The organism is Bacillus gobiensis, assembly GCF_001278705.1.
Lineage (GTDB): Bacteria > Bacillota > Bacilli > Bacillales > Bacillaceae > Bacillus > Bacillus gobiensis.
Window position 1 is genome coordinate 1,441,537 of record NZ_CP012600.1, and the last position, 21,504, is coordinate 1,463,040.

General features: G+C 41.6%; 24 protein-coding genes and 1 other RNA gene. 5 read left to right on the top strand and 20 right to left on the bottom strand.

The features are described 5' to 3' along the window. Nucleotides 1–99: 99 nt before the first annotated feature. The 9 genes from AM592_RS07010 to AM592_RS07045 form a co-directional block, all read right to left on the bottom strand. Nucleotides 100–291 carry a hypothetical protein gene (locus AM592_RS07010; RefSeq protein ID WP_053603129.1) on the bottom strand — a complete coding sequence of 64 codons (192 nt, stop codon included), beginning with the start codon at nucleotides 289–291 and terminating at the stop codon, nucleotides 100–102. Nucleotides 292–350: 59 nt separating this feature from the next. Further along, entirely contained in the window at nucleotides 351–677 is a 327-nt protein-coding gene (locus tag AM592_RS07015; RefSeq protein ID WP_312883771.1) for a DUF3219 family protein, read from the bottom strand. Between the two features lie 21 nt (nucleotides 678–698). Beyond that, entirely contained in the window at nucleotides 699–1,874 is a 1,176-nt protein-coding gene (locus tag AM592_RS07020; protein WP_225970338.1) for a THUMP domain-containing class I SAM-dependent RNA methyltransferase, read from the bottom strand. Nucleotides 1,875–1,937: 63 nt separating this feature from the next. Further along, nucleotides 1,938–2,316: RNase P RNA component class B (rnpB, locus tag AM592_RS23185), an RNA gene on the bottom strand. 43 nt (nucleotides 2,317–2,359) lie between these two features. Next, a complete protein-coding gene (gpsB, locus tag AM592_RS07025) occupies nucleotides 2,360–2,656 on the bottom strand; it encodes a cell division regulator GpsB (protein WP_053603130.1) in 297 nt (98 codons plus the stop codon). 134 nt (nucleotides 2,657–2,790) lie between these two features. Next, on the bottom strand, nucleotides 2,791–3,189 hold the full coding sequence (locus AM592_RS07030) for a spore coat protein (protein ID WP_053603131.1): 399 nt from the start codon (nucleotides 3,187–3,189) through the stop codon (nucleotides 2,791–2,793). Between the two features lie 337 nt (nucleotides 3,190–3,526). After that, entirely contained in the window at nucleotides 3,527–4,762 is a 1,236-nt protein-coding gene (locus AM592_RS07035) for a ribonuclease H-like domain-containing protein (protein WP_053603132.1), read from the bottom strand. A gap of 6 nt (nucleotides 4,763–4,768) precedes the next feature. Then, the gene (locus AM592_RS07040; protein WP_053603133.1) at nucleotides 4,769–7,039 is read right to left on the bottom strand and encodes a DEAD/DEAH box helicase; all 2,271 of its coding nucleotides are present in this window, start codon (nucleotides 7,037–7,039) and stop codon (nucleotides 4,769–4,771) included. A 165-nt stretch (nucleotides 7,040–7,204) separates the two neighbouring features. Continuing rightward, complete coding sequence (locus AM592_RS07045; protein ID WP_053603134.1) at nucleotides 7,205–7,711, bottom strand: PTS sugar transporter subunit IIA; 507 nt, start codon at nucleotides 7,709–7,711, stop codon at nucleotides 7,205–7,207. Nucleotides 7,712–7,849: 138 nt separating this feature from the next. Here AM592_RS07045 and AM592_RS07050 point away from each other — a divergent pair, with 138 nt between their 5' ends. Further along, nucleotides 7,850–8,281: a hypothetical protein gene (locus AM592_RS07050; protein ID WP_053603135.1), complete on the top strand. Its 432-nt coding sequence runs from the start codon at nucleotides 7,850–7,852 to the stop codon at nucleotides 8,279–8,281. A gap of 18 nt (nucleotides 8,282–8,299) precedes the next feature. Here the strand turns inward: AM592_RS07050 and AM592_RS23190 are convergent, their stop codons facing one another. Next, the gene (locus AM592_RS23190; protein WP_082363824.1) at nucleotides 8,300–8,716 is read right to left on the bottom strand and encodes a YppG family protein; all 417 of its coding nucleotides are present in this window, start codon (nucleotides 8,714–8,716) and stop codon (nucleotides 8,300–8,302) included. Between the two features lie 165 nt (nucleotides 8,717–8,881). On the opposite strand from AM592_RS23190, the gene yppF reads away from it, so the two are divergent. Continuing rightward, nucleotides 8,882–9,070 (top strand): YppF family protein, encoded by a 189-nt coding sequence (gene yppF, locus AM592_RS07060; RefSeq protein WP_053603136.1) that lies wholly within the window; start codon nucleotides 8,882–8,884, stop codon nucleotides 9,068–9,070. 18 nt (nucleotides 9,071–9,088) lie between these two features. On the opposite strand, the gene AM592_RS07065 is transcribed toward yppF, so the two are convergent. Together AM592_RS07065 and AM592_RS07070 are read right to left on the bottom strand one after the other, a co-directional pair. Continuing rightward, nucleotides 9,089–9,457, bottom strand: a complete 369-nt coding sequence (locus AM592_RS07065) for a YppE family protein (protein WP_053603137.1) — start codon at nucleotides 9,455–9,457, stop codon at nucleotides 9,089–9,091. A 50-nt stretch (nucleotides 9,458–9,507) separates the two neighbouring features. Beyond that, on the bottom strand, nucleotides 9,508–9,756 hold the full coding sequence (locus AM592_RS07070; RefSeq protein WP_053603138.1) for a YppD family protein: 249 nt from the start codon (nucleotides 9,754–9,756) through the stop codon (nucleotides 9,508–9,510). A 183-nt stretch (nucleotides 9,757–9,939) separates the two neighbouring features. Between AM592_RS07070 and AM592_RS24335 the strand changes: the two genes are divergently transcribed. Beyond that, on the top strand, nucleotides 9,940–10,029 hold the full coding sequence (locus tag AM592_RS24335) for a spore protein (protein WP_225970339.1): 90 nt from the start codon (nucleotides 9,940–9,942) through the stop codon (nucleotides 10,027–10,029). A gap of 43 nt (nucleotides 10,030–10,072) precedes the next feature. Here AM592_RS24335 and AM592_RS07075 read toward each other — a convergent pair whose 3' ends face one another. Beyond that, nucleotides 10,073–11,029, bottom strand: a complete 957-nt coding sequence (locus AM592_RS07075; protein ID WP_053603139.1) for a DUF2515 domain-containing protein — start codon at nucleotides 11,027–11,029, stop codon at nucleotides 10,073–10,075. A 43-nt stretch (nucleotides 11,030–11,072) separates the two neighbouring features. Here AM592_RS07075 and recU point away from each other — a divergent pair, with 43 nt between their 5' ends. Beyond that, nucleotides 11,073–11,672: a Holliday junction resolvase RecU gene (recU, locus tag AM592_RS07080; RefSeq protein ID WP_053603140.1), complete on the top strand. Its 600-nt coding sequence runs from the start codon at nucleotides 11,073–11,075 to the stop codon at nucleotides 11,670–11,672. Between the two features lie 60 nt (nucleotides 11,673–11,732). Next, complete coding sequence (locus AM592_RS07085; RefSeq protein ID WP_082363826.1) at nucleotides 11,733–14,453, top strand: PBP1A family penicillin-binding protein; 2,721 nt, start codon at nucleotides 11,733–11,735, stop codon at nucleotides 14,451–14,453. Nucleotides 14,454–14,495: 42 nt separating this feature from the next. Here the strand turns inward: AM592_RS07085 and AM592_RS07090 are convergent, their stop codons facing one another. From AM592_RS07090 to dinG, 7 genes are all read right to left on the bottom strand, one after another. Continuing rightward, nucleotides 14,496–14,972, bottom strand: a complete 477-nt coding sequence (locus AM592_RS07090) for a YpoC family protein (protein WP_053603142.1) — start codon at nucleotides 14,970–14,972, stop codon at nucleotides 14,496–14,498. Next, the gene (nth, locus tag AM592_RS07095) at nucleotides 14,969–15,631 is read right to left on the bottom strand and encodes an endonuclease III (RefSeq protein WP_053603143.1); all 663 of its coding nucleotides are present in this window, start codon (nucleotides 15,629–15,631) and stop codon (nucleotides 14,969–14,971) included. The genes AM592_RS07090 and nth overlap by 4 nt, the downstream gene beginning before the upstream one ends. A gap of 17 nt (nucleotides 15,632–15,648) precedes the next feature. Next, nucleotides 15,649–16,347 carry a DnaD domain-containing protein gene (locus AM592_RS07100; RefSeq protein WP_053603144.1) on the bottom strand — a complete coding sequence of 233 codons (699 nt, stop codon included), beginning with the start codon at nucleotides 16,345–16,347 and terminating at the stop codon, nucleotides 15,649–15,651. A gap of 127 nt (nucleotides 16,348–16,474) precedes the next feature. Continuing rightward, complete coding sequence (gene asnS / locus AM592_RS07105) at nucleotides 16,475–17,767, bottom strand: asparagine--tRNA ligase (RefSeq protein ID WP_053603145.1); 1,293 nt, start codon at nucleotides 17,765–17,767, stop codon at nucleotides 16,475–16,477. A gap of 152 nt (nucleotides 17,768–17,919) precedes the next feature. Next, nucleotides 17,920–18,405 (bottom strand): cell wall elongation/penicillin-binding protein regulator TseB, encoded by a 486-nt coding sequence (gene tseB / locus AM592_RS07110; RefSeq protein WP_053603146.1) that lies wholly within the window; start codon nucleotides 18,403–18,405, stop codon nucleotides 17,920–17,922. Nucleotides 18,406–18,413: 8 nt separating this feature from the next. After that, a complete protein-coding gene (locus AM592_RS23195; protein WP_082364332.1) occupies nucleotides 18,414–18,584 on the bottom strand; it encodes a YpmA family protein in 171 nt (56 codons plus the stop codon). Between the two features lie 141 nt (nucleotides 18,585–18,725). Then, on the bottom strand, nucleotides 18,726–21,497 hold the full coding sequence (dinG, locus tag AM592_RS07115; protein WP_053603147.1) for an ATP-dependent DNA helicase DinG: 2,772 nt from the start codon (nucleotides 21,495–21,497) through the stop codon (nucleotides 18,726–18,728). Nucleotides 21,498–21,504: the final 7 nt, after the last annotated feature.

Below are 21,504 nucleotides of genomic sequence, written 5' to 3' on the forward strand. Positions count from 1 at the left end.
ATCTAAGAATCTTAATACTTACATTTGTTTCATTTGCCTGCTTTAGGAGATATTAGAAAGCAAAAACCGGCACCCCAAGCGATGCCGACTCTCACTCACTTACTTTCTGCTTATCGAATGCATATTGAAAAACGGGTGATCCGCAGATGATTGATGCTGTTTCGCTTTTTGCAGGTTTTCTTTCGCATTGAAAATCGATTGAAAATCTTCATCTAAGGCTTCTGCATTCCGCAATTCCGCCTCGATCGCGTCAAGCGCCTTTTCAATTAAATCATAGTGGCTGTTATTCATAATGGATGATCACCTCTAAAAAAGAGAATAATCACAAGTTTATGCAAATTGAATAACGCTTATACCAGAAATATTACGGCCTGTTTTCTTCCAGAACTTCCGTTAATTCCAAGGTGTACTTTCCTACAACATTTTTCCTTATAAAGATTGGTTATAGAGGTCGCATAATTTGAAATTGTTCCTTTAAAACTTAACCCATTCTCCGGAACAGAAACAGCAAATGTCCGTTCATACAAAAGCACGGCTATATCATGATACTCCTCGCTTCTTACCTGAAACGCAAACGACACCTGAAGCAACTCTTTTCCGTTAGCTGCTTTTACTATGTTTTGCTGGTAATCGGAAATGTGTAAATGGACATCATTTAGTATAACCACGTTTACCATAACCAGCCTCCTAAGACTACATTATCCTTCCCGACGCGGGGGACGCTTTCCCCAAAATTGATAATAATCCGTTTTAATAAATCCGTTAAAAAGCTTTCTTTTTTTAGTTGCTTTCTTACCGTATAACTCTTCGAATTGCTCATTCGAAGTGAGGACGTAAACGGACCATGTATGGAGATCGTTAAAGACCCTGCCCATGTCCTTATACATTTGATCGACTTCTTTTTTATCGCCGATTCGCTCGCCGTATGGCGGATTTCCGACGACAACTCCGTAATCAGAAGATGATCTGAAATCCTTTACCTGCATTTGTTTAAAGTTTATAATGCCGCCAAGCCCTGCCTCTTCCGCGTTTTGTTGAGAAATTTCGATCATGCGGTGATTGATGTCACATCCAGAAATGCTAAGCTCCTGATCGTAATTAGCAAGATCCTCTGCTTCCTGTCTCGCCTGATCCCATTTATTTTTAGGCATCCAAGACCACCCTTCTGACACAAAATCACGATTAAACCCCGGTGCAATATTTTGTCCGATAAGAGCTGCTTCAATCGGGATGGTTCCAGAGCCGCAAAACGGATCGACAAAGGGACGGTCGGGTGTCCAATTCGTTAACAGAACAAGAGCTGCTGCCAGCGTTTCCTTTAATGGTGCTGTTCCTTGATCAACACGATAGCCTCTTTTATGTAGAGCATCAGCTCCTGACGTATCAAGGGTGATCGTTGCTTTATCCTTTAGCAGTGAAATTTCGATTTTATATACTGCTCCTGTCTCATCCAGGAATTCTGAATTTTTTTTGTACTGCTGCTTTAGCTTTTCTGCAATTGCTTTTTTGACAATCCTCTGACAATCAGGAACACTCGCGAGTACGGATTTATGCGATTTTCCGACAACGGGAAACTGGCCGCCTTCAGGTATAAATCGGCTCCAATCAAGCGCTTTCGTTTGTTCAAAAAGCTGATCAAATGTTTTTGCAGGGAATTCTGCAATTTTTATTTTTACTCGGTCAGCTGTTCTCAGCCACATATTGGCTCTGCAGATGGCCTGCTCGTCCCCTTGAAAAATAACTTTTCCGTTCTCAACCTTACATTCATATCCAAGATTTTTCACTTCATTTGCTACAATTGATTCAATGCCCATAGGAGCAGTTGCAATCAGTGTATATGTCATTTGATCACCCAATATCATTAAAAGTTGCATTTCAAGATAAAAGCTCTCCTTTAATGGGAGAGCTTAAAATCATTTCGATTAACATTTTCAACGTTCTGTAAGCCATGTTTTGTTCCTCAGTACTGCAAACGGCCGCTGCCTCGTACAAAGGCGGTAATCATCTATCTACAGAATCGAAATTCTGTCCTTCCATCCGTTCACTTTCTTCAGGAAGGTTCCCCTACCAAAATTTGGGTTTCTCGCTCGTGGGGTTTACCCGTTCCACTCTCGCCATTTCTAGCGAGACTTCGTCACTGTGGCACTTTCAAGGTTACTCGGCCATGTCTAAAAAGATTTAGGCCTTTTTCCTGCCGTCAGCCGTCAAGCTGCCCTGGCTTATTTTTTGGCCAGGCACGAACACTACGGGCATCTCAGCACCGTGCGAGCATGGACTTTCCTCTACAGATTGGATCTGCAGCAATTACCCGAACGTTAAAACTGTACCTATTATAAATGATTACGGCAAAAGAAACAAGTCAATCGTATAATTTACTTCCAAATACGTGTTTTTCCAAATTTGATAAACGTTTCAAGATGTCAAAGTTCGTAGTGTTAGATTGCACAGGCTGCTTTTTATTTGCTTCTTCAAGCTGGCGTTTCAGCTGAAGATTCTCCTGCTGCAGCTCCTCTATTTCTTGATGAAAGGTTTCATAGTCTTTAATGACCATATCAAGAAATTTGTCTACTTCTTCTTGTCTATAGCCTCTGACCCCGGTTTTAAATTCCTTTTCCAAAATTTCTTTAGCAGATAGCTTTACTTTTTCAGCAAGCATAACCTTCACCTCATTCGTGAATCATCATACTATATTTTTTCAAAAAAATCAGCAGTTGTCAAATGTTCACTATGCGAACACCCGGAATGTATGAAAAAAATGGGGCAACGATCTGCCCCATTTGTCCGATACAGCTATTTTTTCCGGTAGCCTTTCCCAGATCCAGGACCTTCTTGAGCCCCGCCAACCTGACCAGGAAACATCTGGTTTGGAAACTGGCCTGTTTGTGCACCTGCTACTTGGCCTGGATCAGGACCCATTTGTCCCGGACCCATTTGTCCTGGTCCCATTTGTGCTCCTGCCACTTGACCAGGGTATGGACCGGGCGCATTGAAATTCTGATGTGATACTTGATTCGACTGTGACTGTGTTTGCGGATAGTAATGAACGTGATTGAATTTATGATGATTAACATTGTTCACGTGAGTTGGATGAATGTGCGGAACAACTGATTCTGAGAATGTGTTGTTTTGGCAGTGTTTCGTCGGATGAACAATGGGAGCCATCATATTTGGTCTTGGTCTACAAAACATGAAACAATCCCCTTTCATAAGCTTCTATCTTACATTATTAACCTATGAAATGGTCTGATAACATGTACTAATGAAACGACCTATTTTAAATGTGATTTAAAAAGCTTTGGCCGAAATTTGCAAGAAAAAAAACGATTAAAAATACTACAACAAAAAATAGATAAAACATTCCTCTATACATTTTCCAATACTCCTTAAAAATTATGCTAACAATCGATTACAGGAATCGCCACGATTCTTCTTTAATGGAAGATATATTTCAAAAAGATCCCGGGATAAAGGGCGAAATCCGTCAGCTTTTGCGCTTGCCCGGGGAATATTTTCTCGAGAATTTCTTCTATGATAATTTTCTGAGAAGGCGCTTTTGCCTTCTCTTTAAAGATTCAATTCTTTTCTCATTTTTTAGATCTTTTGCTTCTTCATAGTCGTGAAGTAGAGCTGTTGTTATTTCGAGTGCTGATTCGTATTCTTTTTCCTGGTGCTCCTTGTATTTAGCAAGCTCGATACCAGCATCGTGTCTTACTTTAAGATTTGTAGCAGCTAGAAGGCTCAGCCATATTTCAGAGGCTTCTGAATAATACCCTTTTTTCTTGTACAGAAATGACAAATCCAGATTAGCATGTTCTGTTTTATCAAACGTCACATGCCTCAGGTTCTTTAATTGCCTGATTGCCTCATCTGTTTGATTGTGGGCGATCATCCACCTGGCCATTTCATACGTTTCCAGCGGTTCGTCCGTACGGATCGGATTTAGAATTTTTTTGGAGATATGAATATAAAGCGTAATTAACGAAAGCAAGTCCTCTTCATTATGCTTCAAGACACCTTTTAGAATTTCAGGATCTTTTGATTTTAAATAGGAAAAGTAGAGCATCGGAGCTAGAAATCCTGGTGTATCTTCATCTCTTGTAACCTCCAGTTCATCCTGTTCGACATTGCTTAATGATACACGGTCAAGCTTGTGCTTCCACAGCCTTCTTGCACCATGCAGCAAATCAAAGTGCCCATAGGAAGGAAGCGCAGGAAGTTTATTTCTTAACAAGGTATGTCTCGTTTTCACATGCGGCCAATCAAAGGCTTTTCCGTTATAGGTCACTAGAGATTTAATATCGACCTCACTTAAAAACGAGTGGTAAAAAGCAACCTCGTGCCCCGGTCCGGGCAAAATCTGCTGCCTGACAACCACCTTGTCATCATATACTCTGGCATGTCCTAATAAGAAAATTGAATGCCCGACACCAGACAAACCGGTTGTTTCCGTATCAAAGAAAAAAAGCTGATTCGCTTGATAGCCTTTGCTCGATAACGAGTGCTCGATGTTGGTTTGATTCCACATCTCAACGACCTGTTGCAGCTCAGCCAAAGAATACTTCCCATGCATAGCGGACAAAGGATATGTCACTTCGCGAACGAAGCAATAGTCATCTTCAAAAAAACAAGGAGCGGCTCCAAGCCTTTCCCATGAATCAATATTAGGTTCAACCGCAGAGCTCGTTTGCTTCGAATCGGTTTTTTCCGGTTCGCTCCTGAGATGCTTTTTCATCCTGTTTAGTTTTCCTTTCATCGACGACATATCCGTTCAATCCTTCCAGTCATTTAAAAGGCGCATTACGAGTTCTTTTGCTTTCTGCCCCCCTGAATCTACCCCAATACAGGACGGGCAGCCTGTTTGGCACGGGCATTCGGCTACAAGCCTGTGGGACTCTGCAATAATACGATCCAACTGTTCGTGGATTTTTTTAGATAACCCGACTCCTCCTGGATATTTATCATAGATAAAAATCGTCGGCTTTTCATTATGTACTGCTTTGAGCTGGGGATAAACGTGAAGATCAGAAGGGTCGCACATCACTTGCAGAGCTGCGACATAGCCCAAAATATTCGCTGCGCCAAGAAGCGCCTGTTCCATTTGCAGGTCGCTCCACTTTTTAGCCTGGTGATCTGTTGCTTGAACCCACGCTGCGTTCGTATGAAGCTCCTCCTCGGGAAGATGAATCGGTCCAGAACCTATGTTCTCATGAGTTTCAAAGCGAATTTTCTTAAAAATAGTCGCTTTGGCATTTACTGTGATGTCTCCGAAGCCCGTAATTTTCTGCTCGCCTTCAGACAGCTTATCAATTTCAAGCACCTTCAGCACAACTGCGAGATTGGCATCGGTAAAATAATCGACCTGCACTTCTCTGACATATGCTTTTCTTTCCTCCCAATCCAGCAGCTCAACTTGAAATTGTTCACCTTTATGCAAATAGATCGCTTTCTCATGAAGGAGCGTCATTGCGCTAAAACGGTCCATTTCCCCAATGACAGCTGCTTTTCCCGGCACGGATTGATCTATGATGACCACATTCTCCTGAGAGGCTGCCCGCAGGCTTATTCCATGCGCAGGAAACGAATCGCTCATCCAATGGTACGTCCCATCGTGTAAATGCAGTACTTCCTGTTCTCTTAAATAGTCAAGAATGTCCTCAACCTCAGTTTGCCCGAACCGTTCATTTTGTTTAAATGGGAGCTCGAATGCAGCACATTTCAAATGATCTACTAGAATGACCAGGTTATCCGGGTCAATGACGGCTGTTTCGGGGGTTTGCTCAAAAAAATAAGCAGGGTGCTTAATGATGTATTGATCCAAAGGCGTTGAACTTGCCACCATAATGATTAATGCTTCATTTTCTCTTCTGCCTGCTCGCCCTGATTGCTGCCAAGCACTTGCGATCGTTCCGGGGTAGCCTGTCATAATGCACGCTTGCAGCTGACCGATATCCACCCCTAGCTCCAGCGCGTTGGTGCTCACCACTCCCATGATGTCTCCGCTGCGAAGTCCTTTTTCAATCTTCCTTCGTTCGGTAGGAAGGTAGCCTCCCCTGTAGCCTTGTACAGCGGGCTCGCCGGCAATCGGCCTCATGATATCCTGCAAGTAGCTTAATATCAGCTCTACTCGTACCCTGCTTCTTGCAAACACAATCGTTTGGATTTGATTTTTTAAAAGCTCTGCTGCAAGTGTCCTCACTTCAAGAGCGGCACTTTTTCGAATATTCATTGACCGATTAACAATCGGAGGATTGTAAAAAAGAAAATGTTTTTTGCCTGAAGGTGCGCCGTTATCTGAAATTAAATTCATCTTAGAGCCTGTCAATGTTTCCGCCAGCTCAAGGGGGTTGGCGATTGTCGCCGATGTACAAATAAAGGTTGGATTGCTGCCGTAGTAGCTGCAAATTCGCTTAAGCCTACGAATCACATTGGCTACATGGCTGCCAAACACCCCGCGATACGTGTGAAGCTCATCAATAATAATAAACTTTAGATTTTCAAACAAAGAAACCCATTTTGTATGGTGCGGCAAAATGGCGGAATGAAGCATATCAGGATTTGTAATAACAATATGTCCGGCTTTTCTTATCTTTTGCCGTATCGCTGGTGATGTATCCCCGTCATAGGTATATGAATGAATATCGATTCCAATTTCTTCGATCAGCTCATTCATTTCACTTTTTTGGTCTTGTGATAACGCTTTTGTCGGAAATAAATACAAGGCTCTCGACGACTGATCGTTGATGATTTCTTGTAATACCGGGAGATGATAACAGAGAGATTTACCTGAAGCAGTCGGAGTTACTGCGACAACGTTTTCTTTATTTCCGGTTTTTTCATAAGCGGAATATTGATGGGAATAAAGACGGGTTATTCCTTTTTTGGCTAAGGCATGAATCAAGCGGTCGTCCAAAGCCGCGGGCATCTCCTTATATTTTGCTTCTTTTTTTGGGGTAGTGTGCCAATATACGATCTGGTCCTTAAACCGATCATCCTCTTTTAAACCATTGAGAAGCTCAGTTACATCTTTTTTTCGTTCCAACCCTTTCACCTCTTTCCCTATTGTACTAAGGAGACGTTCGTTTCGAAAGAGGGAAAAATAATTAAATCTGTCAAATTTCCGCCTCGTCGTAGATGGCGGTTCACCTCTAATGCTGCTTACTTCTGTTAACGAAGGAAAAATGCAGGCTGGCTCACCTGCATTTTGTTATTTCACTTTTATATCAAACAGCTTTGTTTTTCCTTTCACCGCATCTGATTCACCGGATGGTTCGATTGATTCTACAATGTCTCCGTTTGTGATAACAATCGGGGTAATCGTACTGCTTGCTTTTTCACTGATAAAATCAAGGTCGCAAGTAATGAGCGGATCTCCCACTTTTACTTTGTCCCCCTCCTTCACATGAGCTTCGAATCCTTCTCCCATCAGTTCTACAGTATCAAGTCCGATGTGAATTAACAGCTCTATTCCTGACAACGACCGGATTCCAACTGCGTGCTTTGTATGAAACAATTGAATAATTTCTCCTTCAACAGGCGATACAATGTTGCCGTTTTCAGGCTTGACAGCAATTCCTTCTCCCATCATTTTTTGTGAAAATACAGGGTCTGGAACCTCTTCTAAAGGAACAACTTGTCCATCAATTGGCGAATAAACCGCTTCCTCGTTTTTTGTGTCTTGTGCTTTGCCTATGCCAAACAGTTTTTTCAGCATGTGATAGTCCCCTTTCAAAATCCCTTTAATCACCTTATATATTTATATTTAATCATATATCGAGAGCTTCCTCAATTTATAACCTTATTTCCTTTTTCTGCATAGGCTATATAAAAATTCAGCTAAAGGAGTCTGAAGATGAGTCAGGATAAAAATGAAAATAGCCAAAAAGATGTGCAAAAGCTAGGCAATTACTTGTCAAAGGCTGTTGAGGATTTCTTTTATTCATCCCCGTTTCACGAATTATTAAATGGATTTCAAAATATTGTGTCCAACCAGTTGAATAATGCCATGGCAAGTACAGAAATCAGAGAGGACGAGACATTCCTTTACGTGGATGTGCATGTTCCGGATTCTTTTGTCAATGGAGAAATTCTCGTTGAAGTAAAATCGAGATATTTGCATCTTTCTATGAGGGAAACGGTAAAGCATTCGGAAAGCAATTATCAAAAAATATCTTCAATGGCAAAATCGATTTTGCTTCCTTACCCTGTCATCCAGGAATCAATGAGTACTTCCTGGCCAAATCAGAATACGATGGTCATTTCTTTTGAAAAAACAAAAGCATGAATGCTTCCCATTCATGCTTTACGATTTAAAAAAGCTTGTAAAACCCTTTGCTAATGATCCCATTTGATTGACCGTATTCATCATTTGGCCCGCCGTATCCATCAGCTTATTAAAATCATATTGCCCGTTTGATTTCTTGAATTGAGACATGATGCTCATGAATTGTGAAGGCTGCTGCTGATTTGGCCTTGGCTGCGGATATGGATTTGGATAGGATAAAGGTAGCTGTTGCATGCCTTGATATGAATTTGGCTCATCGTAATAAGGTATATGACTCAGTGTTTGAGGTTGAGTTGGATATTGATTATGGGCTGCCCCTGGTGAATGAGTTTGGTAAGCAGATGGATAATGCGGATATTGCTGGGCAGAAGAATGATAAGGAGCATAGCCATAAAGCTGTTCCGGATATAATCGGGTTTGTCTCCTATTGTTCAATTTTAAACTCTCTCCTTCCGTTAATAATGATCTACTAGATTAGTTTATGATCGAATTTACGTTTCGGTGCCTATGTTCTAAAAAAACAAAGCACGCATGTACTATAGAAAAGCACTGGTATTATTGGTAAGATATAAGGAAGATGGATGAAGGGGGAGAAAAGACATGAACTTAGCAGAGCTCAGGCATTCTTTTGCTGAAACAAAAAAGTACGAAACTGATAATCTGAACAAGCTTATGGATTTCTCTAGGCATTTATATTTGCAAGGCCATCTTACGCTCCATGAGTTCCGGGTGTATTTAAAAAACCTGGAATCCGAAGGCGCCGAATCGCCTATTTATCAAACTAAATAACATAAGAAAGGCAGCGGATTAACGGCTGCCTTCTTTTACGTAATCTTTTAATGTTTTCAACGTGTACTGCACCGATTCGGATAAGTCTTTAAATCGCTTCAGGTGAATTTTGCAAAAAAAAGATTGCAGCACGACTTCGTTCAAATTTTCTTTTACAGCTTCTATTTGGCTGACATGGAGATATCTGGGACGCTTTTCGCTGATATACCGTGTGGCATTTTCGGTCCAGGTATCTATGATTTGCGTACTTTCTTGAACTGCCGGCTGAACTTCTTTATAAAAATCGACGGGAATGTCTTTGCCTTTCCGCTCATTATAGCGGCTGACAGATTCCTTCAGCAGGCAGAGCATCTCATCGTTAACTTCTAGAACTTCTGATTCTTTCACTTCACGTCACCTCAATGAACATCCTATCAAAGAAGCAAGAAATCAACAATTCACAAACATTTTACTGACAATTCACTTGGAATAGGAACCACGCTGCCAATTTTTTCAGATTGACCAATACATAGAACCAGTTCATCCAATTCTTTATCTATTTGTTCAAGGACGGCTTCAATTTTTACTTCTTTTTCTATTCTGTTCATCAGCATGCGGCTGCCGATGTTCTTCTCAATCTCAGTTACAGATTCTTCTATTTCCATCAGGATGTGAAGGACATTGTCTTTACTTACAAATCCGTTCATTCACTCTCCTCCTTTTTTCTTGTTGCCTTCTAATTTCTTTGTCCGGTGTAACTCTCCTTCCTGCTTGACAAAACTAGTACTAAATCGGCAAATGAACTTATCATTCAGCAAAACTCTTCCGCGCAAGGCCTGCCGTATGATTCTGCTTATTTGGGCAAAAATAACCGTATGGGAGGTGTTGACATGAAAACAAAAAAAGAGCCGAAGAAAGAAGAAAACAAGCGTCCTCTAGGGGACAAAAAGCTGAATGGCCCAAACCGTCCTTCAACGTAAGAAGCAGGGAAATCCTTGCTTCTTTTTTTTCGCTGCCTGCTTACTACAGCCATTCTTTTATTGCGAACAATGCCGCAAGCTGTCTTCTTTTTTGCTGATACCACTCTGTCAAATCTACTTGGTCTGGTAAATTCACCTCTTTAAAGGAATGGCGCACCTGTGAATTTTTGCGAAACCAATCGTCCTTTTCTTCGTCTAATGAATGGATGACCACGGGGTAGCATGTTCTGAGGAAAGGAGACGATCTTATTTTTCTTCCCATCATTTTTTCCATGTCATATCTTGACCCAGTATGCGGCACACAGTCAAGAAACTGGTAGCATGATGTATGATAGACAGGATGAAAAAGCAGCTTTCCCAGCTTTTTACCCAGTGCAATCCTTTTTTCCGCCTTCGTAAAATTATTTATAGAAAGACCGAGCAGCCGGCCGTCGATCGTTGGGAAAATAACTGTGTTAAAATGAAAATAATCACTCATAAGAAACGGAAAAGCTGCAAATACATTCTTTTTTAGCCAATGATTTTGTATAATTGGTTTTTGAATCGTATTTTGTTCATTTATAATAAGTGCATGCATGAGACGTTTTTTATCCTTTTCATGCCAAAAAAGCTGCCACTCTGTTTCCATAAACGCTGAGACACCAAATGCACCAAGCATAGAAAAAAGCGGGGTACCACAGCGTTTCGAATAGCTGTAAAGCAAAAGCTGGGGAAAAGCATCGGAAAAGATCAGCCAGTTTGATCTTTCGTATGTGGTAAATAACCACGTCTGTTGATCAGAAGTAAGGCCTTTTTGAAACAACCGGCCTTTCAGATCCGTCATCGACCAGCCGGCATTTCGAGATACGGCGCTTGCCAGCAAGGCCCATTTGATCTCAGGATTGGTATCATAAAATGTTTTGTACGCATTCGTTCGGGATATGTTATCTTTATTAAGGCGTCTCGTTTGCTGCTTAATTTGCTGTATAACCTTGTGTCTGCAGTTTGCAGTTAACAACATGTACACCACTTCCGTTATAAATGATTGTTTTAGGAGGTCTGGGATGATCCGCTATCCAAACGGCAAACAATACGTGCCGAGCCAAACCAAACCGGCCACGGCGAAAACAAAAAATGAAAAATCATTCAGTAATCGCGGAATGACCCTCGAAGACGATTTAAACGAAACGAATCAATATTATTTAGAAAAGCAAATCGCGGTTATTCATAAAAAGCCGACTCCCGTCCAAATTGTTCAGGTGGATTATCCGAGACGAAGCGCTGCGGTTATCAAGGAAGCCTATTTCAAGCAATCCTCCACCACGGATTACAACGGAATTTATCGAGGCAAATACATTGATTTCGAAGCAAAAGAAACCCAAAACAAAACCTCTTTTCCGTTAAAAAACTTTCATGCTCATCAAATCGAGCATATGAGACAGGTGGTTGACCATGGAGGTATTTGCTTTGTTATTATTTCCGCATTTAACGAAGTTTATCTTTTAAAAGCCGAACAATTATTTTATTTTTGGGAACGCTGTGAAAATAATGGAAGAAAATCAATACGCAAGGATGAGCTTGATCAATCGGCTTGTCTTATCAAGCTTGGCTATTCACCCCGAATTGATTATATTAAAGCTATTGATTCCTTATATTTTTCTTAACACTTTCGGGGAAAATGCGTATGGAAAATATGCGCTTAGCTAATGAAAGGTAGAGATGTTATGTCTGATCAATATAGTAGCCGTGAAGAACGGAGAAAGGCCATGCAAGGAAACAGCAGGTCGAATCCGTCACACCAAAAGAACAACAAAAAAAAGAAATCGAAAAATGGTCTGTTTAAAAAGGTTCTTTTATCACTTTTAATTCTTTTTGTGATCGGGACAGTTGCAGGCGGGGTTACGTTTGCTGTTCTCGTCTCCGACTCCCCTTCTCTTGATGAGGAGAAAATGAAGACACCATATTCATCAACAATTTATGATAAAAACGGGAAAGAGATTGCCGAAATAGGCTCGGAAAAACGGACTTATGTTTCGATAAATGATATTCCCGATCAAGTAAAAAATGCGTTTCTTGCGACTGAAGATGCTAGATTTTACGACCATCACGGGATCGATCCAATTCGAATCGGAGGCGCGCTAGTAGCCAATGTCACCGGCGGTTTTGGTGCAGAAGGCGGTAGTACCATTACCCAGCAGGTCGTAAAAAACTCACTGCTTTCACATGAAAAAACGCTTAAAAGAAAAGTGCAGGAAGTTTGGCTTTCTTTACAGCTTGAAAGGCAATATTCGAAAGATGAAATTCTCGAGATGTATTTAAACCGCATCTATTTTTCACCGAGAGCATATGGAGTTGGAAAAGCAGCGGAAGAGTTTTTCGGAGTAACCGATTTAAAAGATTTGACGGTTGAACAGGCAGCAGTCCTTGCCGGCATGCCGCAAAGCCCGAATAATTACAATCCGATTAAAAATCCTGAGCGTGCCGAACAACGCAGAAATGTTGTCTTAGGATTAATGGAGCAGCACGGTTTTATTTCAAAGGCTGAATATGATAAAGCTAAAAGTGTTGCGGTCACAGAAGGACTCGTTTCCGAGGAAACCTACGCTAAAAAGACGGAAGAAAATAAATACAGCGCCTTTGTTGAACAAGTTGTCGAAGAAGTGAAATCAAAAGCCGGTGTTGATGTCGGGACCGACGGGTTAAAAATCCACACTACTTTGGATCCTGATGCACAATCGTATATGGAGGATATGCTAAATGGCGATTCTCTTAGTTTCACAGAGGGTATGCAGGCAGGTATCACCTTGCTTGATACGAAAACCGGAGAAATCCGTGCGATCGGAGCCGGACGAAACGTCCCTGCCGGCGGATACAACTATGCGACTGACGCCAGACGCCAGCCGGGTTCGAGCATTAAACCAATCCTTGATTACGGTCCTGTTATTGAAAACAAAAAATGGTCAACATATGAACAAATTAACGACGAACCTTACTCTTATGATGATGGAACTCCGATTAATAACTTTGACAATAGTTACAAAGGCTGGATGACGGCGCGGGAAGCTCTTGCGCAGTCAAGAAATATTCCTGCTTTAAAAGCCTTCCAAGAAGTTGGTAAGGATAAAGCGAAAGAGTTTGCAGGTAAGCTTGGAATTAATTTTAATGGAGATGTATATGAGTCATACAGTATCGGTGGATTTGGCGAAAAGGATCCGGGAGTCTCATCCCTGCAAATGGCGGGCGCCTATAGTGCCTTTGGGAACAACGGCTATTACAATGAGCCTCATGCCGTAACATCCGTCGAATTTAATGATGGAACGAAAATGGACCTTACGCCAGAACCAGAGGCTGCAATGAGCGATTACACAGCCTTTATGATTTCTGATATGCTGCAAACCGCCGTGCAAACAGGTACAGGGCGGGCAGCGCAAGTCCCAGGCGTCAATATTGCCGGGAAAACAGGGACAACGAACTTTTCGATAGAGGAAAGACAAAAGTACAATATCAGTAAAAGCGGAGCACGTGATTCATGGTTTGTCGGGTATAGCCCGCAATATACAGCGGCGATTTGGACTGGTATGGGGAAAAATGACCAAAATAAAGTTCATTTAACCACTTCTGAGCAGCAGCTTGCTAAAAAAGCATTTAAACAGCTGATGACTCACGTAGATGATGGTAGCGGCTCATTTGAAAAGCCTGACAGCGTCGTCGCCGTCGATATTGAAAAAGGATCAAATCCGCCAGTCAAGGCCAGTGAATATACTCCTGAGAGCCAGAGGATTACTGAGTACTTTGTAAAAGGATCAGCTCCTTCTCAGGTTTCAACAAAATATGAGAAAACGAACAAACCAGAAAACTTAAATGTCTCATATGATGAAGCAAGTAAGAGTGTGACGTTAAATTGGACACATGAAAAGGATGACGCCACCTTTGAGGTACAGCAGTCTATTAACGATGGCGGCTATGCAGAAATTCAAAAAAACGGTGAAAAAAGTATCGTAATTCCAAATGTCCAGCCAGGATCTGTCTATCGCTTCCAGGTTACAGCAATTTCGGGTGACAATCGAAGCGACACGGCTTCAACGATGATTGAGATCCCTGGAGAAAAACCGCCGGAAGAAAAACCTGATGGAAATGGCGAGATCAATCCGCCAGCTGAGCAGCCGGATAACCCTGGTGGGCAACAGCCCGATCCAAATCAAAATGGCAACAACGGCAATAACGGAGGCCAAAATGATGGGAATCCAGCTGATGGAAATCAAGGTGGCAATACTCCTCCTGAAGAGCAGCCTGCAGACGGAAATCAAGGTGGCAATACTCCTCCTCCTGAAGAGCAGCCTGCGGACGGAAATCAAGGTGGCAATACTCCTCCTTCTGAAGAACAGCCTGCGGACGGAAATCAAACCATTTTGCCAGGTGATCAAAATTCTAATACTAGTGATTAGCATAAAAAAACCACTCGTGATGAGTGGTTTTTTTGACAAGAATTATCGATTCGTCATGGCTTTCCATTTATAAAATTGTTTTTCCATTTCGATAAACAGCTCGTCCAATTGGACAAACGCAGGGAATTGATTCGGTTTTTGCAAAATATATTCCGCTCTTTCTTTCCAATTGATCGGTGAAACAGCAAAGTCTTTATTAGAAACCTCATCCCAATCAAACGTTTCTGAATGGGTGCCCCGGATCCAGTAAAAACTAGTTATTAAGCATACCATCCCTTTGAGCATGAGCCCTTTATCCCCTCTTGATTTTCTCGTATCAAAATCAGGAAGCAGTTTTTCTTTGATCATTTTCCATACATCAAATAAATACGGCACGTACTCACATGGGTGCTCCCACGGTTTTATATCTGTTTGATTCTCATAATAAAGCGGATTTTCAAATAGCAGCATCTTGATATCGGCGGAATCGCTCAGGACTATTTGCCGCAAAGTTTGTTCATACTGTTTTAAATCATTCATATCGCTTTCACAAGCCCTTTTTTTAACCTTTTTTGCCCTTCTCTGCATAAAGAAAGCAATGGACATTCTCCACACTTTGGCGCTTGCGCCTTGCAATGATAGCGTCCGAAGAAAATCAGTCGGTGATGGCTGACAGACCAATCCTCGACCGGAATTTTTTTCATTAATGTTTTTTCAACTTCAAGAACACTATCCTTCCATCTGCAAAAGCCGAGACGCTTGCTGACTCGCTCGACATGCGTGTCAACTGCGATCGCCGGAACTCCAAAGGCAACAGATGCAACTACGTTAGCCGTTTTTCTGCCGACTCCCGGAAGGCGTACGAGCTCGTCCCTGTCGGAGGGAACTACCCCGCCATACTCATTGATGATCATTTCGCTCAATTTTTTTATATTTTTTGCTTTATTTCTGTATAATCCAATAGAACGTATATCCTGTTCAAGCTCTTCTGTACTCGTGTTTGCATAATCTTCCGGCGTCCGGTATTTTTGAAACAGCCCCTCAGTGACTCTATTGACGAGGGCATCAGTACATTGCGCAGACAGAGCGACTGCGACAACAAGTTCAAATGGGTTGGTGTGCTTCAGCTCGCATTCTGCATGAGGAAACATCTCACCAATGGTTTGTAAACAAAACTCAATTTCTTTTTTAGATAGCATAATGTCACCTTGTTTTCTTATTTCTCAAGCCAATTGTAAAAAGGAACTTGCCTTACATATTCGGATTCCTCTTTAACATGCGGCTTTCTGGACTGCCTGAATTTTTGGCTGTGCGCTTTCACCTGTTCAACAGATTGGATATTATTTTTTTTCCATTCAAACAGTATTCTATCGATGTAGCGAAAGCTCAGCTTTCCTGATAATACAGCTTCTCTCAGAGCGAGTTTAATTATCTCTTGGCCATGATGGTCCTGATCGAGCCAGATCGACAAAGTTTCACCCTCTAACGGTGATAAAGGCCTCGCAAACTCTTCTTCAAAAATGGAATACAAGCTCTTTTGACTACCTTCCTCTTTCTCCGCTGATCGTTGTTTTTCTTCCATTTGCACAAGATCAAATAATTTTCCCCAAAGAGGCTCCAAAGAATACTTTTCAAATTTAATTCCATTTGGCTCTTCACACTCTTCAATATCGAGGCAGCCTTTTTGAATAAATGAACGAAGCATCGACGTGCATTGGTCTGTGGAAATGGTCATTTCCTTCGCGAGCTCTTCAGGTGTTGGAAAGTAAAAGCCTTTTTCTACGTACATTTTTATTTTTAAAAGTAAAATAAATTCTTTCTCATTCAATCCTAATTTGTGATAGTGAATGAGCAGCAAGTTAGGGATTTGGGTTGATCCTAATTCCTGCATCTCAATAAATTGCGCTTTGTTCATTGTGGTACACCTCTTTGTATAAAGTATAGCATCTTCATACATTTCTTTATCGTATTAAGTGATAAAAAGTCTCCTTTAAGACAAGGAGACTTTTTTCAAGCATTCACAGGCAATAAAATTCTAAATCCTAAGGGTATAAGCGGTTGAGCAATCTAGGGAACGGAATCGTTTCCCTGACGTGCTCTACCCCGCTCAGCCAGGCGACCGTCCGTTCTAAACCGAGTCCGAAACCTGAATGAGGGACAGAACCGTATTTTCTGAGTTCAGCGTACCATTTGTAGGCATCTGATTCCAGTCCGTGCTCCTTCAATCGCGACTCCAGCAATTCCATGTCATGGATCCGTTCCGAACCGCCGATGATTTCTCCGTAGCCTTCAGGCGCAATTAAGTCTGCGCATAATACGACATCCTCGCGATCTGCGCTTGGCTGCATGTAAAACGGCTTAATCTTTGTCGGATAGTGTGTAATAAAGACTGGCATGTTATAGCTTTCGGCGATAGCTGTTTCATGCGGGGAACCGAAATCTTCCCCCCATTCAATATCAGTGAAGCCTTTTTCTTTTAGAAACTCAATAGCTTCATCATACGTAATTCGCGGGAAAGGAACTTTAATTTTTTCAAGCTTGCTTGTATCTCTGCCTAATGTCTTTAATTCGATCTCGCAACGCTCAAGCACGCTTTGAACAACAAATGACACATAATTTTCTTGAACCTCAAGATTTTCTTTGAATTCTACAAATGCCATTTCCGGTTCAATCATCCAAAATTCAATAAGGTGCCTTCTTGTTTTTGATTTTTCTGCCCGGAATGTAGGGCCAAAGGAAAATACTTTCCCTAATGCCATAGCGGCGGCTTCCATATAAAGCTGCCCGCTTTGTGAAAGGTAAGCGTCCTCGTCAAAATACTTTGTCGCAAAAAGCTCTGTTGTTCCTTCAGGCGCACTTCCAGTAAGAATTGGCGGGTCTACTTTCACAAAGCCGTTTTCATTAAAAAATTCATATGTAGCACGAATGATTTCATTGCGGATTTTCATGACCGCGTGCTGGCGTCTGCTCCTAAGCCAAAGATGCCTGTGGTCCATCAGGAATTCTGTTCCGTGCTCCTTAGGTGTAATCGGAAAGTCGATGGATTCACTGATCACTTCGATTCCTGTCACGGCGAGCTCAAAGCCGAGAGGTGATCTTTCATCTTCCTTCACAACTCCTTGAACATAAAGAGAAGTTTCCTGTGTTGCCGATTTGGCTATTTGAAAAATCTTTTCTTCGACTTCAGCCTTTACGACAACTCCTTGGATGAATCCCGTTCCATCTCTAAGCTGCAGAAAGGCAATCTTTCCGCTCGACCTCTTGTTGGCAACCCAAGCACCGATTGTTACCTCTTCGCCGACATGTTTATATACTTGATTAATTGTTGTTTTCAACCAATTTCCCTCCAAAGCAAAATCACAATTTCTTATCATGCATGGGTGGGCAGGAAGGATTATGGCAGTTTCCCATCGTAACTCCCTCCAACCTGAAGATTCACTATATTATACCTTTTCAGATCGATAAGGGTCAATTCAGCTAGGGCATATCAAGGAGTAATTGTTTTATGAATTTTTCCGTTTGAAAAATCTACATAACTTAACGTGTATTGATTGTCTTGATTCATATATGCAATTTCCCAAAGCAGAACATCTCCTTCTCTCGCCAGCTGTATACCTATCACGTCTCTGGCTTCTCCCCCATCACGAAGCACATCTGCTGCCTGCTTTTCTGTGATTCCTTCGTTTATCGCTTTATAAATAATTTTTTGGTTTTTATTATCTGGAACCCACACATACACTGATTCATTTTTATCATTTTTACCTTCAATAATAAAATGTTTTTCTTTCCCGACAAACGTCTGTGCCTGGTCAATCTTAGTTAGATGAGCCGCTTCTTCTGCTTTATTGATTGCTTGATCATGCCCTTCAGCTTTTTGAGCCATTGCTGGTTGGTAAATCACCGTACCTGCGAAAATTCCAAAAGCCAGAAGCAAAATAAGAGGCAGGACAATAAATAAATATTTTTTTTCCATAATCACCACTACGTTCTATAGATTGTAAAGATGGCCCGGTCTTTGTCATTATCGTCTAAGGCCAGTCCGAACATTAAGTCCTCTCTTTTTAACGTTCGGTTTAACAAGTCAACTATTTTATACAAATCATCACTGTGCTGAATGGTGACAGTAGATAGAACTTCAATTTTTGAATTCACTTGCATTTTTCCTCCTTAATCATGCAAAAATTTAACATTCATACGAGTGTTATGGATTGGGCAAGATAGATATACGACGGTAAAAGCCGTTTATATAAACCATTATCTCCTATCCACACCACCGGCCGCTTTATGCGGCTTTTAATCGTTCAGTTCATCTATATATCGTTCAAGCTCATCTTTTGTCATTTGTTCGACAGCAGAATGCGGAAGTGCGTTCATAAACGTCCGGCTGTAAGTGGATGTTAAAATCCTCCGGTCAAGAATGACGACCGTTCCTGAATCTTTGCTTGAACGAATCAAACGGCCGATTCCCTGCTTGAACAGAACAACCGCTTCTGGAAGCGAAAGCTCTTCAAACGGATTGCCGCCCCTGTTTTTAATGTAATCAAACCTCGCTTTTGCTAAAGGCTGTCCCGGAGAAGAAAAAGGCAATCTGGCTATGACCACAGTCGTTAGCTCATTCCCTGGAAAATCAACGCCTTCCCAGTACTGCCTTGTCCCCAGCAAGACTGCCTTTTCACTAGCTGCAAAAGCCTTTTTCACTTTTGCCGGACTTCCGGCTGTAATCCCTTGCCCTAGCAGCTCACCATCTAAGGTGTCATATTGCTTTAACTTATTGTAAACATCCCTCACCATTTCATATGAGGTGAACAACACCAATATTTTCGCTCGATTTTGCTTGGCCAAAATCGAAACGTATTCAGCTGTCATTTTGGCATATTGCTGCTGATCCGTTTCATGAATAAGCGGCATGTGCTCAGGAATGAGAATTCGCATGTGTTTTTTATATAAATATGGCGATTCGATTTGCAGCGTCCGTGGATAAAAATCAGTTAGCCCTAATTTTTTGATCATGAAAGAAAAAGACCGATCCACAGTAAGTGTCGCAGAAGTCAGGACCACACTTTTTTTCATCGTAAAAAACTGATCTGCAATTCTCTCAGCAATTTCAAGAGGCTGATCATAGAGGCTGACGGCATTTTTCGCGCCTTTAGCGTCGATTTCAATCCAGGTTATCCGTTTTGCGTCTTCGGTAAAAAACATCTGCAGCAGCGTTTGCTCCAGCCAAGAAAAATAGGCAACGCAAGATCGAAATTCATGATAAACAAATAACCCTTTCAAATCCAGCTGTCCTTTTACTGCTTCTGTTTGACGTAAAAGTCCTTCAAATCGGCTGTTAAGCTCAGAAAGCATTGAGCAAAGCCTTCTTGCTCCTTCTGTCATAGCCTGTCCTGCAATATCATTCCGCTGTTTTGTTTCTAATCTAAGGGTTAGACGATTGACATCGTCCATAGGTTTTCTTTTTTTTACAAATGAATGCAGCATACTAAAAAAAACATCGCATTCTTCCTGAATGAATTCAAGATATTCGTCGATTTGAAACTTAAGCTCTGCCGATATTCCAAAACGAGCGAAACGCTGCTGAAGCTTCTTCAAAAGGCCCCCATTTTTAAACGAGCCCATTTGAATCCGTTTTACATGAAAATCAAGATACGAGATTCTCGTACCGGTGTGATCCAAAGCCGCTTTTTCAAAGTGATGGGCTTCATCTATGATTACATAGCCGGTGGCGGGAACGGCTCCCGATTTGTTCTTCTCATTCGCCAGCAAAAATGAATGATTCGTAATAACCAAATCGGCCGCTTGAGCTTTCTTTTTTGCACTTTCATAAAAACAATCGTTTGTTTTCGTCTGAAATAAAAAGCCCTCACAGTTCAGCCTGTCCCAAATCCGTTTCCCGCCGGAAGGCAGATTGATCTCTTCAACGTCTCCTGTTGACGTTTCCAGCAGCCAGACAAGCAACTGTGCGATCGTTAATACTGTATCATAATTTGAATCCTTTTCTTCCATGATATAGTTCAGCTTGTAAATGTTCAAGTAGTGTGAACGGCCTTTCAAGACAGCTGTGCGGACAGGCGTTTCGAGCAATTCGTTCAGCTTCGGAATGTCGTGTTCCACTAACTGCTGCTGGAGAAGAGTAGTATATGTACTGAGCGTGATCGGAACCCCTTTCTCCCGTGAAAACAATACGGCAGGCAGCAAATATCCAAGTGTTTTTCCGGTACCTGGAGCTGCTTCAATAAGAGAATGCTCGTTATTATTAAAGGAGGTGTAAACTTCTTTCATCATCTCCTGCTGACCTTCTCTACGCTCTAAATTTGCCGCGGAAAAAGAATCAAAACAAATGTCATTTAATGTTTTGAGGTCTGCTGCTGAAGGTTCACGCTTTAAAGCATCGGATTCAGCTTTTTTTACGGCAATCGATTTCACCATTTTATAATCTATTTCTTTCGCAGGATCTTTTTTCCGCAGAATGTCATCGAGCAAGGGCTCCAAATCACTAATTAAATGTGAGGATAAGCGTTTTAATTCTGTTAACGTTGGAATGGGAAGGCTTTTTAGCTTCTTCACCATTTCCAGAAAAATTCGACTTGTCACCTCGGCATCACTGTCTGCCCGGTGGGGGCTTTCATGATGGATTTGCAGCGCTTCGCTCAATTCGGTCAGCTTATAGCCTCCAAAAGAAGGAAACAGGATTCTTGCCAACTCTACTGTATCGATCACCATACAATCGAGCTTGTCATACCCTGCGTTTTTAAGTTCACTATTAACAAAGTTGGTATCAAAATGAATGTTATGAGCGACAAAATAAGATTGAGTGAGGAGGTCATACACTTCATCCGCAATTTCCAAAAAACTTCGTTCGTGTTTGACTGTCTCATCTTTAATACCAGTAAGTTTTTCTATAAAAGGCGGGATCTTTTTTCCGGGATTCACAAAATAGGAGATTCGCTTTGAAATCTTCCAATCATCGATGACCACCGCACCAATTTGTATAATTTTATCTCCTTTTTTGGGGGAGTTTCCGGTCGTTTCCACGTCCAGTACCACAAAGCGTTTGTTGTTCATCAAACGG